Genomic DNA, 14,993 nt, shown 5'->3' on the forward strand with positions numbered 1-14,993 from the left:
CCGGCGTTCACCCGGCCCAGGTAGAACTGTCGGGTGTTCCAGGAACTGTTCAGCCCCTCCGTCCAGCACTCGCTCGACCTCGCCGGCATCTTCGTCTTCGCGATCTCCGGCGCGCTGCTCGCCGTCCGCAAGAACTTCGACGTCTTCGGCATCGCGGTGCTCGCCGAGGTCACCGGGCTGGGCGGCGGGCTGATCCGGGACCTGGTCATCGGAGCCGTACCGCCGGCCGCGTTCACCGATCTCGGGTACTTCACCATGCCGCTGGTGGCCACCGTCCTGGTGTTCTTCCTGCACCCGCACGTCGAGCGCATCCAGGGCGCGGTCAACGTCTTCGACGCGGCGGGGCTCGGGCTGTTCTGTGTGACCGGCACGGTGAAGGCGTACGAGTACGGGCTCGGCCTCACCGCGTCCGCCGCGCTCGGGCTCGCCACGGCGGCGGGCGGCGGTGTCCTGCGTGACGTGCTCGCCAACGAGGTGCCGTCGCTGCTGCGCTGGGACCGGGACCTGTACGCCGTCCCCGCGATCGTCGGGGCGACGACGGTCGTCGTCTGCATCCGTTTCGACGCGCTGAACGGGCTGACGAGCGGGCTCGCCGTCGTCACCGCGTTCGTGCTGCGGCTGCTGGCGATGCGCTTCCACTGGCGGGCGCCGCGTGCGTACAACCGCCGTTCGACGGCGGCCGAGGACCCGGCGGGACCGAACATATAAGCTACCGCTCAGTAATGCACTGTTGTACCGTGCTTCACATGGCACAGGCAGCGCAGGCACCCACCGCGGACAACGAGTTCGACCGCGACACCTCCGTCACCCTTCGCGAACCGGGCGTCTACGACGCGGACCTCTCCGAGGGCTGGGCGATCCTCTCCGCCGTCAACGGCGGCTATCTGCTGGCGATCGTCGCCCGCGCGCTGCGCGACGCGCTGCCGCACCCCGATCCGTTCACGGTCACCGCCCACTACCTGACCCCGTCGCGGCCCGGCCCGGCCGTCGTGCGCACCGAGACCGTACGCGGCGGGCGCACCCTCGCCACCGGCCAGGCGTCGCTGTTCCAGTACGAGCCCGACGGCACGGAGGTCGAACGCGTCCGGGTCCTCGCGGCGTACGGCGCGCTGGACTCCCTCAGCGACGACGTCCGCACCTCGGTGAAGCCGCCCACGCTGCCGCCGCCCGAGGAGTGCCTGGGGACGGAGGACGGCCCCACCGCCTTCCCCGGCGACTCCGGCTTCACCCGGCGCGTGGTGGTCAAGCTGGCTCCCGAGACCACGGGCTGGGCGGTCGGCGAGCCGTCGGGGAAGGGCGAGGTGCGCGGCTGGTTCTCGCTGGCCGACCCGCGCGAGCCCGACCCGCTCTCCCTGCTGCTGACCGTGGACGCGTTCCCGCCGACCGCCTTCGACCTCGGGCTCACCGGCTGGACCCCGACGGTCGAACTGACCACGCACATCCGGTGCCGCCCCGCGCCCGGACCGCTTCGGGTCTTCGTGACCACGCGGAACCTGGCGGGCGGCTATCTGGAGGAGGACGCGGACGTCTGGGACAGCGCCGACCGCTTGGTCGCCCAGTCCCGCCAACTGGCCAGGGCGCCAAGGGAAGGCAGGGTGCCCGGGGCGCGGTGATCGGGCGCCACGTGCTTGCGGCATGGATGGCGAGCCCTCGTGGGACCGCGGCGTACGCGCCGGGCCACCGTCGCGGTTACGGAGCTGTACGGAGGAAGTCGCCCAGCGCCAGGGTGAGTTCGGCGGGGGCGTCCTCCTGTACGAGATGGCCCGCGCCCGCCACGGGACGCAGCTCGGCGCCGGGGATCAGCCCGGCGAGCTGCCTGCCCTTCGCCGGCGGGATCCAGGTGTCCTCCTCGCCCCAGCAGATCAGCACCGGCAGGTCCAACTCGCCGTAACGGCCCTCGATCTCATCGGTGAAACGCTGGTCGTTCTGCGCGATCTGCCGGTAGAACGCGGCCTGTCCCGCCTCCGTGCACCACGGCTCCACCAGCGCGTCCAGGATGTCGGCGCGCAGCCCGAGGTGGCCGGCCGAGCCGACGTACTCCCGCACGAGCGCGCGGTGCAGCCCGGCCGGCAACCGCGAGAAGACGTCGCCGTGTTCGCCCAGCAGCCGGTACGTGGGCGAGCCCCACGGCGCGAGCGCCACGGGATCCACGAGGGCCAGCCGCTCGTACACCGCGCCGTGCAGCAGCGTCGCGCGCAGGGCGACGCACCCCCCGAAGTCGTGTGCGACGACGGCGGGCCGCTCCAGCCCCCAGTGCGCCAGCAGGTCGCCGAAGACCCGCGCCTGCGCGCCCAGCGACACGTCCTGCCCCTGCCGCATCTCCGACGCCCCGAACCCGGGCATGTCCCACACGTACACCCGGCGCCGCCCCGCGAGGGCCCGCGCGACCCCCCGCCACACGTACGACGAGAACGGCGTGCCGTGCAGCAGCACGACGGGCGGTCCGCCGGCGGGCCCGAGAGAGGCCCACCTGACCTCCCCGGAGGAGCTGTTGAACGTGCGGTCCAGAGTCCATCCATCCATGCGCACCAGGCTAATTCCCGGGTCCGACAATTTCCCGGGCGCCGTGGGGTGGGCGGCGCCGCCCCGTCACAGCCCCCGCGCGCCGTCGATCCGCTCGCGGAGCAGGTCGGCATGGCCGTTGTGCCGGGCGTACTCCTCGACCATGTGGACCAGCACCCAGCGCAGCGACACCGCGCCGCGCCACGCGTCCTCGCCCACGATGTCGAGGCCGGGCGCCGCCGCGACGAAGCGGTCGGCGAAGGCCACTTCCGCGCGCCAGGCCTCCCACGCGGCGGCGACCACGGCCGGATCGGGGACCGCGCCGTCGAAGTCCCCGTCCGGGTCCGCCCCCGAGGAGAACCGGGGCGGCGCGTCCTCCCCGGCCATGACAGACCGGAACCAGCGCCGCTCCATGTCCGCGAGATGGCGCACGAGGCCGAGCAGCGAGAGCGTCGACGGCTGTACCGCGCGCTGCGACAGTCGCAGCTCCAGGCCGGCGCACTTCACCTCCAGCGTGGCCCGCTGGGCGCCGAGGAAATCCGCGAGCATCGCGCGCTCGTCGCCGGTGGTACGGGTGTCGAACCGCCGGTCGGGTCCGGCGGTGACGAACATCTCGGCTCTCCTGCTGGGACGGGTCATGGGGCCATCATTCACATGGCGGGCCCGCCCGCCCGTACCGGCCCCGTCCGGCCCTCTTCCGGATCCGGACCGGGGCCCCGGGCGCCCGCGGCCCGGCGCCCCGAGCACCGTCCGGGGCGCCCCGGCCAAGCCCAGGGCGACCCGCGCCCACCACGGCTCGTAGAATCGTCGGCACCATGGCTTATCTCGACCACGCCGCGACCACCCCCATGCTTCCCGAGGCGATCGAGGCGATGACCGCGCGGTTCGCCGACGTCGGGAACGCGTCCTCGTTGCACGCCGCCGGGCGGCGGGCCCGTCGTACCGTCGAGGAGGCGCGCGAAGAGCTCGCCGAAGCCCTCGGCGCGCGGCCCAGCGAGGTCGTCTTCACCTCCGGCGGTACGGAGGCCGACAACCTCGCGGTGAAGGGCCTCTACTGGTCCCGCCGCGACGCCGACCCGGTCAGAACGCGCGTGCTCGCCAGCCCCGTGGAGCACCATGCCGTCCTCGACGCCGTCGACTGGCTCGGCGAGCACGAGGGCGCGAACGTCGAGTACCTGCCCGTCGACGGCTACGGCAGGGTCTCCCCGGCGACCCTGCGGGAGGCCATCGAACGCAACCCCGACGACGTCGCCCTGGCCACCGTCATGTGGGCGAACAACGAGATCGGCACGATTCTCCACGTACACGGACTCGCCGAGGTGGCGGCCGAGTTCGGCGTGCCGCTGCACTCGGATGCCGTCCAGGCCTTCGGGCAGACCGAGGTCGACTTCGCCGCGTCCGGACTCGCCGCGATGACCGTCACCGGACACAAGATCGGCGGGCCCTACGGTGTCGGCGCGCTGCTCCTCGGCCGCGAGTACACCCCCGTCCCCGTTCTGCACGGCGGCGGCCAGGAACGCCACGTGCGCTCGGGCACGCTCGACGTTCCCGCGATCGCCGCGTTCGCCGTCGCGGGGCGGCTCGCCGCGGAACGGCGGGGCGAGTTCGCACGCGACGTCGGCGCCCTGCGCGACGAGCTGATCGCCTCCGTACGGAAGGCCGTGCCGGACGCGGTCCTCGGCGGCGACCCCGTCGACCGTCTCCCCGCCAACGCCCACTTCAGTTTCCCCGGCTGCGAGGGCGACTCCCTGCTCCTGCTGCTGGACGCGCAGGGCATCGAGTGCTCGACCGGATCGGCGTGTACGGCGGGGGTCGCGCAGCCCAGCCACGTACTGCTGGCCACCGGCACCGACCCCCAACTGGCGCGCGGCACGCTCCGGTTCTCCCTCGGCCACACCTCTACGGAGGCGGACGTCAAGGCGCTCGCGGCGGCGATCGGGCCGGCGGTGGGGCGGGCGCGGACGGCGGGGCTGTCTTGACGGGGTCGGTGTCGGCGCGTGCGGGTTGGTGGTGGGGGTGTCCTCACACCGGTGGCCCCGACGGTCACCTACCACCGTCCACCTCCCGCGGGAGGGAAGGGGGACGCGCAGGGGTCGTGGCCGGACACTCAGGCTGATTTGTGGCGCGTGGACAACCCGGCTCCCCCGAGACCAACGAGCCTTGCACGCGCCGTAAATCACGCCGTCCGGCCATGACCCCGGAGCGGCCCCCGGCCACCCACCCGCACCCACCCAGCCCGTCCGGCGCTTGAGGACACCCCACCACCGGCCCGCGGATTTGAAGCCCGTCCGGCGTTTGAGGACAACGACCACCGGCCCGCAGGCGCGGGCACACCCGGACCCCGCACCCCCGCCGGACGGCACACGCGGACCCCGCACCCCGCCGGACGGCAGTGGCTAGCGCCGCGCAACCCCCACCGCCCGCACCAGCTTCATGTAGCGGTCCCAGTCCCAGTGCGGACCCGGATCCGTGTGGTCCGTTCCCGGCACCTCCACGTGGCCGATGATGTGCTTCCGGTCGACCGGTATCGCGTACCGCTCACAGATGCCCGCCGTGAGCCGCGCCGACGACTCGTACATCTCGTCCGTGAAGTCCTCCGGCCGGTCCACGAACCCCTCGTGCTCGATGCCGACGCCGCGTTCGTTGTACGCGCGGTTCCCCGCCTGGTACGCCACGTCCAGCTCGCGGATCATCTGCGCCACGTGCCCGTCCTTGCGCACCACGTAGTGCGTGGCCGCCTGGTGCGCCGGGTCCTTGAAGACCTTCAGGGCCGTCAGGAAGCTGCCCTGCACGACATGGATGATCACCCTGTCCACGGTGTAGTCGTCGGGCCGGTCTGCCCGGCGCCAGTTCGCCGACGACGCCGCCACCCACTCGGCGCCCGCGTGATCCAGCTCACCCGGCTTGCGCGGCTTCTCCACCCCCGGCACCCGGTACCAGAGCCTCGTCGCGTCGTCCTGCCCCGCCACGATCGCGGTCGCTGTGCCGCCCACCACCACGGCCACGCCGCCGATCAGCAGCGTGCGCCGCCCGATCCCCGGCCCTTCTCCGGCCGGGGCCCCGCCCGTGCCGGAGCCTTCCGCACCGGCGGTGTCACCGCTCGCGCCGCTGCCCGCGGCGCCCCGCTTCCTCTTGCCCATGGTCCGACAACGGATACTCGCGCGACTCTGGTTCCCCGGCACCCTTACGCTGGTGTGGCTATGACTCAGACACCCCAGCGCCCCCTCCGTGTGCTCGCCGCCATGTCCGGCGGTGTGGATTCCGCCGTCGCCGCCGCCCGCGCCGTCGACGCCGGTCACGATGTGACCGGCGTCCACCTCGCGCTCTCCGCGAACCCGCAGTCGTTCCGTACGGGCGCGCGGGGCTGCTGCACCATCGAGGACTCGCGCGACGCGCGACGGGCCGCCGACGTCATCGGCATCCCCTTCTACGTATGGGACCTCGCCGAGCGCTTCCGTGAGGATGTCGTCGAGGACTTCATCGCCGAGTACGAGGCAGGGCGCACCCCGAACCCGTGTCTGCGGTGCAACGAGAAGATCAAGTTCGCGGCGCTGCTCGACAAGGCGATCGCGCTCGGGTTCGACGCCGTCTGCACCGGCCACTACGCGACGGTCGTCACCGGCCCCGACGGGGTCCGTGAGCTGCACCGCGCGAGCGACATGGCCAAGGACCAGTCGTACGTCCTCGGTGTGCTCGACGAGCGCCAGCTCGCGCACGCCATGTTCCCGCTCGGGGACACCCTCACCACGAAGGACGAGATCCGCGCGGAGGCCGAGCGCCGCGACCTGGCCGTCGCGAAGAAGCCCGACAGCCACGACATCTGCTTCATCGCCGACGGCGACACCCAGGGCTTCCTCGCCGCCCGTCTGGGCAGGGCCGAGGGGGACATCGTGGACGAGGCGGGCGCCAAGGTCGGCACCCACGACGGCGCGCACGGTTTCACCATCGGCCAGCGCAAGGGCCTGCGGATCGGCCACCCGGCGCCGGACGGCAAGCCGCGCTACGTGCTGGACATCTCGCCCGTCGACAACACCGTGACGGTCGGCCCCGTGGCCGCCCTCGACATCGGCGCCCTGACGGCCATCAGGCCCCGCTGGTGCGGCGGCACCGCCCCGTCCGGCCGCGGCACGTACACGGCGCAGCTGCGCGCCCACGGCGACGAGACGGCGGTCAGGGCCGAACTGATCGACGGCACCCTGCACGTCGAGTTCGCCGAGCCCGTACGGGGCGTGGCGCCGGGCCAGGCGATCGTGCTGTACGACGGCACGCGCGTGGTCGGCTCGGCCACGATCGCGACGACGGAGCGCCGCACGGGAGCCCTGGCAGGCTGACCGGCCGGTCAATCGATCAACAGGGCTGGCCCCGTCCGTCCGCCCGTCATAGGCTGCCCATGCGGATCGTCCGCACGTGTACCTATACGGCGGGGACTCTCCCCGTTCCGTCGGGAGGTCGATGGTGCTCCTGCGATTTCGGGTGGCCAATCACCGCTCGATTCGTGACGAGCGCGAGCTGTCGCTCATCGGCACGGACCTGAACGAGGGCACCGCTCGTGATACCGGCCTGCGCCATGACGAGCGTGCCGTGACGGCCCTTCCGGCCATCGGCGTCTTCGGAGCCAACGCCTCCGGCAAGACCAATCTGATGAGCGCGCTGCGCGACATGCGTGACGCCGTCAGGGTCTCCTTCGCCGACTGGCAGAAGTCGCCCGGCGTGCCCCGTAAGCCTTTCAAGCTCGATCCTGGCTCTGCCGAGGAAACAAGCCTTTACGAAGTCGATCTCACACTCGGCCGGAAGCCGGTCCGTTTCACCTACGGGTTCGAGCTCTCGGACGACCGCGTGGAGGCCGAATGGCTGCACGCGTACCCGCGGGGCGTGCGTGAGATCTGGTTCGACCGGGAGGCCGACCGACCGGAGTCGGAGGGTGGCGAGTTCGTCTTCGAGAGCGACACCTTCACGGGGCAGCGGGAAGCGCTGGTCGGCTTCACCCGGCCCGATGCCCTCTTCCTGTCCACCGGCGCCACCGCCAACGACCCGCAGCTGTCCGCGCTGTACCGGTGGTTCCTCGACAACCTGTGGCTGATGACTCCTGGTGAGGACGTTGTCCACCGGACCAAGTGGACTACAGGTCTCCTCCAGGACCCGGGCCTCAAGGGCGGGTACAACGAGCGGATCCTGCATCTGCTGTCCGTGGCCGACCTCGGTGTGACAGGTATTGAGATCGACCGTGAGACGGATGAGATCCGCCTGCGGCACCGCACGACAGGGGGCAAGGACGTATCGCTGGACTTCCTTGCCGAGGAGTCGTTCGGCACGCACGCGTGGTTCGCCTTCCTCGGCCCGATGCTCACCGTGCTCGACAAGGGTGCGGTGCTCCTCGTGGACGAGCTGGATTCCAGCCTGCACCCCACGCTGGCGGCGGAGGTGGTACGGATCTTCCAGGATCCCAAGGCCAATCCGAACAACGCCCAACTGATCTTCACCACACATGACGCCACCCTGCTGGGCAGCGAGGTTCTGGACCGGCCGCTCGGCCGCGACCAGGTGTGGATCACGGCGAAGGACCGGTCGGGAGCGACCGAGTTGTATCCGCTGACCGCCGCCCACCCGGCGGACGGCGAGAACCTGGAACGCGGCTATCTGCGGGGCCGGTACGGCGGTGTGCCGCGGGTGAGTGCGGGCGAGATCGCCCGAGAAGTGTCCTGGCAGGAGGCGAAGGCGACAGCGTGAGTACGCGGGGTGGCGGGCAGCGGGATGGCGAGTCGGGGGAGAACACGACGCCGAAGCGGAAGAAGCGCAGGGGGAGCAAGGGGGACGAGCAGCCGCTGGCACCGCCCCCGCCTCCGCCGCCGACCGAATCCCGTGCTGAGCGTGTGCTCTATGTCGGCTGCGAGGGCGAGTCCACCGAGCCTGACTACCTCAACCTCCTCAACTCCGCGTTCGGGGGCGGCAGTGGGCACGAGGGCCAGCGCTTCCGTATCCAGCCGGTCTATGCCAAGAACGGCATGACCCCCGCGCAGGCCGTCGCATCCGTACGCGACACCGCGAAGGAGGACGAGGCATGGGCCCTGTTCGACCGCGACGGCCACCACGACATTCCACAGGCGCTGCGGGAAGCCGCCGAGGACTCGACGGAGATCTGTTTCTCCCATCCGTCCTTCGATCTGTGGCTGCTGCTCCACTTCCAGGCGTTCGGCGGGAGTCAGAGCGGGAGCAGCAAGCTCGTGGTCGAGAAACTGCGGCAGGCCCATCCGGCCTTCAAGGGATTCGACAAGAGGAACGACAAGAGCATCAAGGACGACCGGCGCGCGGCGCTGAGTGACCCGCAGAAGGTGAAGGACGCCGTGTCCAACGCCAAGAGCCTGGTCAAGCAGTGCGAGCACGGATCATGCAGGGCGGACAACGCCAAGACGCACCCTTACGATCGCGACAAGCCGGCGAAGTCGACTACCGCGTGGTCCGCACGCTCCGGGCACGCCCCCGAATGCGAAGTACTCCGAAGGGACCCGTCGACCGACGTATGGCGGCTGGTGGTGAGTCTGGGGATCGTTCCGGATTCCACACGGTCGGCATCGCGCCGAGGATACGGTTACGCGGGAGCGGGCCAGGGCGCTTAGGCTGCCGGAGCACTCCGGAGCACTCCGGCCTCCCAGCGTACGAAGGAATGGCGCGTGGCCAGAATCACCCTGCCCGAACTCGAACGGCACCTCTTCTCGGCCGCTGACATCCTGCGCGGACGGATGGACGCCTCGGAGTACCGCGACTACATCTTCGGGATGCTGTTCCTGAAGCGGGCCTCGGACGAGTTCGAACCCGAGTGGACGCGGGAGTACGAGGCGGCGCTGGAGAAGTTCGGCGACGAGGCCAAGGCGCTGAAGCGGGCCAACGACCCGGATCGCTACCCCCGGGTGTTCTTCGTGCCGCCACGGGCGCGCTGGTGGAAGGGCCCGCATGTCCTTGATCCCGAGCGTCCGGACGAGGCCGTGCCCGGAGTCGGCCGCCTCACCAGCCAGGTGGGCGAGAAGCTGGACCAGGCGCTGGACGCCCTTCAGGAGGGCAACAGGAAGCTGGCCGGAGTCACCTCACACATCACGTTCAATGAGGTCGTCGGCACGAAACCCCGCTTCACCGACCCGGAACTCCGTTCGCTGATCCGCCACTTCAGCCTTTACCGGTTGCGCAACGAGGATTTCGAGTTCCCGGACATGCTGGGTGCCGCGTACGAGTACCTGCTCGGCCGGTTCGCGGACTCGGCCGGGCAGAAGGGCGGCGAGTTCTACACGCCGCGCGCGGTGGTGCGGATGATGGTCCGCCTTGTCGATCCGAAGCCCACGGAGTCCGTCTACGACCCGTGCGCGGGATCGGGCGGCATGCTGATCGCGGCGCGCGAACATGTCGAGGAGCACGGCGGCAACCCCGAGGAGCTGGGCGTCAACGGGCAGGACAAGAACGGCCCTTCCTGGGCAATGGCCAGTATGAACATGGTGCTTCACGGCATTCGCGACGCCGACTTGAAGCACGGCGACACACTCACGGAGCCACTGCATCTGGATGGGGACAAACGGCTCCGCACCTTCACCAAGGTGCTCTCGAATCCACCGTTCTCACTGAACTACGACGCGGACGCGGTGGCACGTGCCGACAAGGACCACGGCACGCGGATGGAATGGGGCTGGGCGCCCGAGAGCGGCAAGAAGGCCGACCTGATGTTCGTCCAGCACATGGTGTCCGTGCTGGAGGAGCGCGGTGTGGCGGCGATCGTCATGCCGCACGGCGTGCTGTTCCGGGGCGGTAAGGAACGCGACATCCGTAAGGCGCTGCTCGCGAAGGACTGCGTCGAGGCGGTGATCGGCCTCGGTCCGAACCTGTTCTACGGGACCGGTATCCCGGCGTGTGTGCTCGTGCTGCGACGGCCGTACCAGAAGCGGGGTAAACGGGAGAAGAAGGTCCTGTTCATCAACGCGGACCGCGACTATACGGTGGGTCGAAACCAGAATGAACTGGGCCCCGAGCACGTGGAGAAGATCGTCACCGTCTTCCACGAGTGGCGCCAACTCCCCGGCTACTCACGAGAAGTGAACGTGGCGGACCTGCTGGCGGTGGATGCCAACCTCAACATCCGCCGGTGGGTGGACAATTCACCGCCGGCCGAGACCCAGGACGTACGAGCGCACTTGTACGGGGGCGTTCCGGTGGCGGAGGTCGCGGACCAGAAGCCGCTCTTCACGGCGTACGGGGTCGACGCGGCGGCGCTCTTCGCCGAGCGGGAGGACGACCCGGAGTACTACGACTTCCTGGACGAGGGACCGGAGGCGACGGCGAAGCGCATTCCCGGCCTCGCGGCGGAGTCCGAGAAGCGGTTGTGGGTGGAGTACGAAGACTGGTGGACGAAGCAGAGGCCCCGCTTCGGCCAACTGGCGGCGGACCGACGGCTGATGGAGCTTCGCGGTTCGCTGGTGAGCGGGTTCACCTCGTCGGTGGGCGGGGTCGGTGTCCTGGACGATTACACGACGGCCGGCATCATGGCCGACTGGTGGATGGCGAACCGCTACGACCTCAAGGCGTTGGCGGCGGGTGGGTTCGAGCGGGTATTGACGGGCTGGGTCGACGCGGTCGAGGCGATCGTGGATCCGGTGATGCCGCCGGATCCGGAGAGCGACGGTGGCACACCGGCGAAGAAGCCGACGGTCCCGACGGCGGACCGCCGCCGCGCGATGGACCACCCGGTGGTACGGGAGCTGATCCCCGAGTTCCTGGACGCGGTCGCGACGGCCGACTCCGCGGTGGCGACGGCGGACACGGCGCAGCGGACGGCGCTGGATCGGTTGGCGGAGGCCAGGCCGGCGCCGGTGGCCGAGGACGACGAAGGTGAGGACGGCGCGGAGGAGCCGGGCGACGAGGTCGCGGCGGCGGAGCCGGTGTCCCCGGAGGAGATCACCCGGCTGGAGAAGGTGCTTGCGGCGCGGAAGCGGGAACTGACGGCCGCCAAGAAGAAGCGCAAGGCGCTGGACGACCAGTTCCTGAAGGACCTGCGCGCGGCTGCGGATGTCGCGATCGCGACGGAGGGTGAGGCGGAGCGGGTGGTGCTGGAGGTCCTGGACGGCGACTTGAGCCGCCGCTTGGGCGCGGCGGTCGCTTCGGGGCGGCGGGAGTTGGTGGCGGCGTTCCGTCGTTGGGCGGAGAAGTACGAGGTGTCCCTGACGGAGCTTGAGGCGGAGAGCGACGGGGCGGCGGGGGAGCTGACGGGGTGGCTGAGGGAGCTGGGTTATGCGCGCACCAACTAACTCGGACGGCAGGGTCGGCCGGACAGTGCTCGCTCGTTACCTGCGGGGCATTGAGACGGGAAAGAGTCCCGTCGCGGAGGACACTCCTGCTGGTGATGGCGAGTGGGGGGTACTCAAGGTGAGTGCGGTTCAGCCTGGCGGTTTTCAGGCGTTGGAGAACAAAGTTGTCCGAGATGCAGTGCATATCCGCCCATCATTTCAAGTGCGGTCGGGCGATCTGCTTATGACGCGAGCCAATACGGAGGCGCTCGTCGGACTGGCTTGCGTGGTGGACTCACCTCCCCAACGATTGATGCTGAGCGACAAGACACTCCGCCTTCAGGTCGATGAGGATGTAGCTGATCCGAGATTCGTTGCGCTGGCCTTGTTGCAGCCCGCTACGCGCGCGCAAATTCGAGGGTTGGCGACCGGTACGAGCGCCAGCATGAAAAATATCAGCCAGGCTCATATCCGCTCGCTCCGGGTGCCGGAGATTCCTCTGACTCAGCAGCAGAGCATCGTTGCCGCTCACACGGCGTTCGCGCGGCGGATCGGCGCTCTGGAAGGGGTGCTCGGCAAGCTAGGTGTTGCTGAAGAGGCCATTGTCTCACGAGTGATGACGGATGCCGTTGACAGAATTCCGCTAGGGAAATGGCTCGACCGGATCGAGGCGGGAAAGAGTCCCCTGGCCGAGGACACTCCCGCAGGAGACGCGGAGTGGGGAGTGCTCAAGGTCAGTGCAGTGCAGGCGGGTTGGTTCAAGAGCATGGAGAACAAGACCGTCCGAGACCCTGCCCTCATCAATCCGCAGTACGAAGTTCGTCATGGTGACCTGATCATGACTCGTGCCAACACCGAGCAACTGGTCGGACTGGCATGTATCGCACGCAATCCGGAGCCCCGACTGATGCTGAGCGACAAGACTCTGAGACTTGTACCGGATGAAGCGGTAGGGGACTCCGGATTTATAGAACTCGTACTGCTTAGCGCTGGAGTTCGCAGGCAGGTGAAGGCGAGGGCAACCGGTACGAGTGGCAGCATGAAGAACATCGGGCAGGCCGCAATTCGTCAATTGCTTGTGCCCGATGTGCCGACGGAGGAGCAGCGTCAGATTGTCGCTGCCGTAGAGGCAAGCCGACGTCGCGTCGAGAATCTGCGGGGAAAGATCGCGAAGCTGCGAACCGTACAGCAGGGCCTGGTCGAGGACTTGCTTAGCGGGAAGGTGTGCGTTCCGGCGACCTGAGCGGTCAGGTAGCGGACATCCGCCGGTGTCATGTCAGAGGTGTGAACACTCCGGCTTTCACCCCGCGTATCAGCGCACGGAAGGCAACCTCCTTGGTCGTGAACGACCCGCTCGGCCTGCTGCTGTCGCGAAGGGCGCGGCCGTCCTCCGTCGTGGCGACTTCAACGCAATTGTTGCCGCCCCCCGCGCAGAACGATGAGCGCCGCCACTTGCTGTCAGTCAATGTCGTGCCTCTCACAAATCGCGGGCGATGGACCTGATGAGCTTCTGTGACTCGTCAGGAGGAAGCGCGGAGCGCTCCATGAGGTCCAGCAGCGAACGATAGTTCGCCAGCGGCGTCGGGGCATCTACGAAGTGGGCACCGAACGACGTATCCAGCTGGACTGTGTCCAACTCCGGCACAACTCCGTCGGCGTAGAGGATCGACTGGCCCGCGCCGTGGAAAGCGCCCGCACTGAAGGGAATGACCAGCAGCGTCACGTGAGGTTGGTCGGCTGCGTCGGCCAGATGGTGCAGCTGCTGGCGAGCGACTTCATGTCCGCCGAACTCCAGCCGGAGCGCCGCCTCATGGATGATGCCGACGTAGGGGGTCGGGTTCTCCCCTGTGAGGATGGATTGACGCCCCATGCGATGCGCGACTCTCAGCTCGACCTCCAGTCGTGGCAGCTCCGGCACAGCGAAGTCGAAAATCGCCCGCGCGTGCTCCTCGGTCTGTAGGAGGCCGGGCAAGTGCACGGTCTGTGCTGTTCTGATGGCTGCGGCGTGGTACTCGATCTCGGAAACATCGAGGTAGCCATCAGGAAGCTTGCCCCGGTATTCAGCCCACCAATATCGAGTTCGGCGGGTGGCGGCCATGGCGGCCAACGCGTCGATCAGTGCTGTGTCCGGACACTTGTAATGGCAAGCGATCTGCCGTACCCGGTCCTCGCTCAGTCCCGTCCGGCCGGCTTCGATGTTGGAGATCATTGTTCGGTCCGCGCCCAACATGGAGGCCGCACCCTGGATGGAGATGCCGGCCTGCTCGCGCATGCGGCGCATTTCGCTTGCCAGGCGCCGCTGACGGCCGGTGGGGGCGTTTCGTTGGGCCATGAGTCCTCTTCCCGTGCGCGCACAAGTGTGTCAGGGCGATCAGCCCGACGCCAGTGAGTCGACGATCGACTCACTCATTCGTGAATGATGACTCACATGTGAGTCGCAATGTTCTAGTGTGTGACTCGCGCCGCTCACCCCGCGTCAACGGAAGCGCACCGGCTCCCCCTGCCCGCCCGGGACGGCAGGTCCACACCGGCATTGCCACCGCCGACGCCCGCACCGCAAGACACCCGCAACTCCGAGCGGCCCAACGCAACCCACCCACGTCACGTCACGCACCCAGGAGGTGCCTCGTGAGCACTGACCCGCAACCGAAGCCCGTCGCGGGCCCCGAGTTTGATCTGGGCCCCGACGCGAACCCTCAACTGCACCCCGTCCCGATCCCGTTCACCGAACCCTGGCAGTACGAACTCAGCTTCCCCTGCGATCCGCGCGGCCCCCGTATCGCCCGTACCACCCTGCGGGCCGTCCTCAGCGCCCACGGGCTCACCGAACTCACCTACCGCGCCGAGCTGTTGGCCTCCGAGCTGGCCACCAACTCCGTGCGGCACACCAAAGGGCCGGCCGCCGTGCGCCTGCACTGGCTGTTTCCCGTCCTGCGCGTGAGCGTCTGGGACATGAGCCCGGATCTGCCAGAGCCCCGCCGCCGGCCCGGCGGCCCGCGCGGGGGCGCCGAACAAGAAGGCGGGCGCGGGCTGGTGATTCTCGATCTCGTCGCCGACCGGTGGGGCGGCTGCGCCATAGGGGAGGGGCCGTACGGGCCGGGCGGTAAGACCATCTGGTTCGAACTCGCCCTGAACTCGGGCCCGCCACCCGACGCTGGAGCCGCCTCCTCCCTCGCGGCCTAAGCCTTCCGCCGTACCCGTCCGTGCCACCGGCGCCCTCGATCACCCGCG

The 14,993-nt window shown here is 69.4% G+C and carries 14 protein-coding genes; 9 read left to right on the plus strand and 5 right to left on the minus strand.

Features of this window, described 5'->3' with window-relative positions; all coding sequences use genetic code 11:
- Positions 1–33: 33 nt before the first annotated feature.
- Positions 34–708 carry a trimeric intracellular cation channel family protein gene (locus tag SSPS47_RS24310; RefSeq protein WP_147873728.1) on the plus strand — a complete coding sequence of 225 codons (675 nt, stop codon included), beginning with the start codon at positions 34–36 and terminating at the stop codon, positions 706–708.
- Between the two features lie 38 nt (positions 709–746).
- The gene (locus SSPS47_RS24315; protein ID WP_164252866.1) at positions 747–1,613 is read left to right on the plus strand and encodes a thioesterase family protein; all 867 of its coding nucleotides are present in this window, start codon (positions 747–749) and stop codon (positions 1,611–1,613) included.
- A 76-nt stretch (positions 1,614–1,689) separates the two neighbouring features.
- On the opposite strand, the gene SSPS47_RS24320 is transcribed toward SSPS47_RS24315, so the two are convergent.
- Both SSPS47_RS24320 and SSPS47_RS24325 read right to left on the minus strand, forming a co-directional pair.
- On the minus strand, positions 1,690–2,523 hold the full coding sequence (locus tag SSPS47_RS24320; RefSeq protein ID WP_164252867.1) for an alpha/beta hydrolase: 834 nt from the start codon (positions 2,521–2,523) through the stop codon (positions 1,690–1,692).
- Positions 2,524–2,589: 66 nt separating this feature from the next.
- The gene (locus tag SSPS47_RS24325; RefSeq protein WP_164252868.1) at positions 2,590–3,141 is read right to left on the minus strand and encodes a DinB family protein; all 552 of its coding nucleotides are present in this window, start codon (positions 3,139–3,141) and stop codon (positions 2,590–2,592) included.
- A gap of 176 nt (positions 3,142–3,317) precedes the next feature.
- Here SSPS47_RS24325 and SSPS47_RS24330 point away from each other — a divergent pair, with 176 nt between their 5' ends.
- Positions 3,318–4,481, plus strand: a complete 1,164-nt coding sequence (locus SSPS47_RS24330; RefSeq protein WP_164252869.1) for a cysteine desulfurase family protein — start codon at positions 3,318–3,320, stop codon at positions 4,479–4,481.
- Positions 4,482–4,898: 417 nt separating this feature from the next.
- On the opposite strand, the gene SSPS47_RS24335 is transcribed toward SSPS47_RS24330, so the two are convergent.
- Complete coding sequence (locus SSPS47_RS24335) at positions 4,899–5,642, minus strand: N-acetylmuramoyl-L-alanine amidase (RefSeq protein WP_164252870.1); 744 nt, start codon at positions 5,640–5,642, stop codon at positions 4,899–4,901.
- Positions 5,643–5,702: 60 nt separating this feature from the next.
- Here SSPS47_RS24335 and mnmA point away from each other — a divergent pair, with 60 nt between their 5' ends.
- The 5 genes from mnmA to SSPS47_RS24360 all read left to right on the plus strand — a co-directional run bounded on the left by mnmA (position 5,703) and on the right by SSPS47_RS24360 (position 13,005).
- Positions 5,703–6,833, plus strand: a complete 1,131-nt coding sequence (gene mnmA / locus SSPS47_RS24340; protein WP_164252871.1) for a tRNA 2-thiouridine(34) synthase MnmA — start codon at positions 5,703–5,705, stop codon at positions 6,831–6,833.
- A gap of 121 nt (positions 6,834–6,954) precedes the next feature.
- A complete protein-coding gene (locus SSPS47_RS24345; protein ID WP_239065038.1) occupies positions 6,955–8,229 on the plus strand; it encodes an AAA family ATPase in 1,275 nt (424 codons plus the stop codon).
- Positions 8,226–9,116 (plus strand): RloB family protein, encoded by an 891-nt coding sequence (locus SSPS47_RS24350; protein WP_164252872.1) that lies wholly within the window; start codon positions 8,226–8,228, stop codon positions 9,114–9,116. Before SSPS47_RS24345 ends, SSPS47_RS24350 begins: the two co-directional genes overlap by 4 nt.
- Positions 9,117–9,170: 54 nt before the next feature.
- Positions 9,171–11,783: a class I SAM-dependent DNA methyltransferase gene (locus tag SSPS47_RS24355; protein WP_164252873.1), complete on the plus strand. Its 2,613-nt coding sequence runs from the start codon at positions 9,171–9,173 to the stop codon at positions 11,781–11,783.
- On the plus strand, positions 11,767–13,005 hold the full coding sequence (locus tag SSPS47_RS24360; RefSeq protein ID WP_164252874.1) for a hypothetical protein: 1,239 nt from the start codon (positions 11,767–11,769) through the stop codon (positions 13,003–13,005). The genes SSPS47_RS24355 and SSPS47_RS24360 overlap by 17 nt, the downstream gene beginning before the upstream one ends.
- Before the next feature lie 28 nt (positions 13,006–13,033).
- On the opposite strand, the gene SSPS47_RS24365 is transcribed toward SSPS47_RS24360, so the two are convergent.
- Both SSPS47_RS24365 and SSPS47_RS24370 read right to left on the minus strand, forming a co-directional pair.
- On the minus strand, positions 13,034–13,243 hold the full coding sequence (locus tag SSPS47_RS24365; RefSeq protein ID WP_239065039.1) for a DUF397 domain-containing protein: 210 nt from the start codon (positions 13,241–13,243) through the stop codon (positions 13,034–13,036).
- Positions 13,240–14,094, minus strand: a complete 855-nt coding sequence (locus SSPS47_RS24370; RefSeq protein ID WP_164252876.1) for a Scr1 family TA system antitoxin-like transcriptional regulator — start codon at positions 14,092–14,094, stop codon at positions 13,240–13,242. The genes SSPS47_RS24365 and SSPS47_RS24370 overlap by 4 nt, the downstream gene beginning before the upstream one ends.
- A 296-nt stretch (positions 14,095–14,390) precedes the next feature.
- On the opposite strand from SSPS47_RS24370, the gene SSPS47_RS24375 reads away from it, so the two are divergent.
- Positions 14,391–14,945: an ATP-binding protein gene (locus SSPS47_RS24375; RefSeq protein WP_343234901.1), complete on the plus strand. Its 555-nt coding sequence runs from the start codon at positions 14,391–14,393 to the stop codon at positions 14,943–14,945.
- Positions 14,946–14,993: the final 48 nt, after the last annotated feature.

It is taken from the genome of Streptomyces sp. S4.7, assembly GCF_010384365.1.
GTDB lineage: Bacteria > Actinomycetota > Actinomycetes > Streptomycetales > Streptomycetaceae > Streptomyces.

Coding starts and splice junctions, on each gene's coding strand:
- SSPS47_RS24320 (WP_164252867.1), bottom strand. CDS start 2,523: ATGGATGGATGGACTCTGGACCGCACGTTCAACAGCTCCTCCGGGGAG.
- SSPS47_RS24325 (WP_164252868.1), bottom strand. CDS start 3,141: ATGACCCGTCCCAGCAGGAGAGCCGAGATGTTCGTCACCGCCGGACCC.
- SSPS47_RS24315 (WP_164252866.1), top strand. CDS start 747: ATGGCACAGGCAGCGCAGGCACCCACCGCGGACAACGAGTTCGACCGC.
- SSPS47_RS24335 (WP_164252870.1), bottom strand. CDS start 5,642: ATGGGCAAGAGGAAGCGGGGCGCCGCGGGCAGCGGCGCGAGCGGTGAC.
- mnmA (WP_164252871.1), top strand. CDS start 5,703: ATGACTCAGACACCCCAGCGCCCCCTCCGTGTGCTCGCCGCCATGTCC.
- SSPS47_RS24345 (WP_239065038.1), top strand. CDS start 6,955: ATGGTGCTCCTGCGATTTCGGGTGGCCAATCACCGCTCGATTCGTGAC.
- SSPS47_RS24360 (WP_164252874.1), top strand. CDS start 11,767: ATGCGCGCACCAACTAACTCGGACGGCAGGGTCGGCCGGACAGTGCTC.
- SSPS47_RS24370 (WP_164252876.1), bottom strand. CDS start 14,094: ATGGCCCAACGAAACGCCCCCACCGGCCGTCAGCGGCGCCTGGCAAGC.
- SSPS47_RS24330 (WP_164252869.1), top strand. CDS start 3,318: ATGGCTTATCTCGACCACGCCGCGACCACCCCCATGCTTCCCGAGGCG.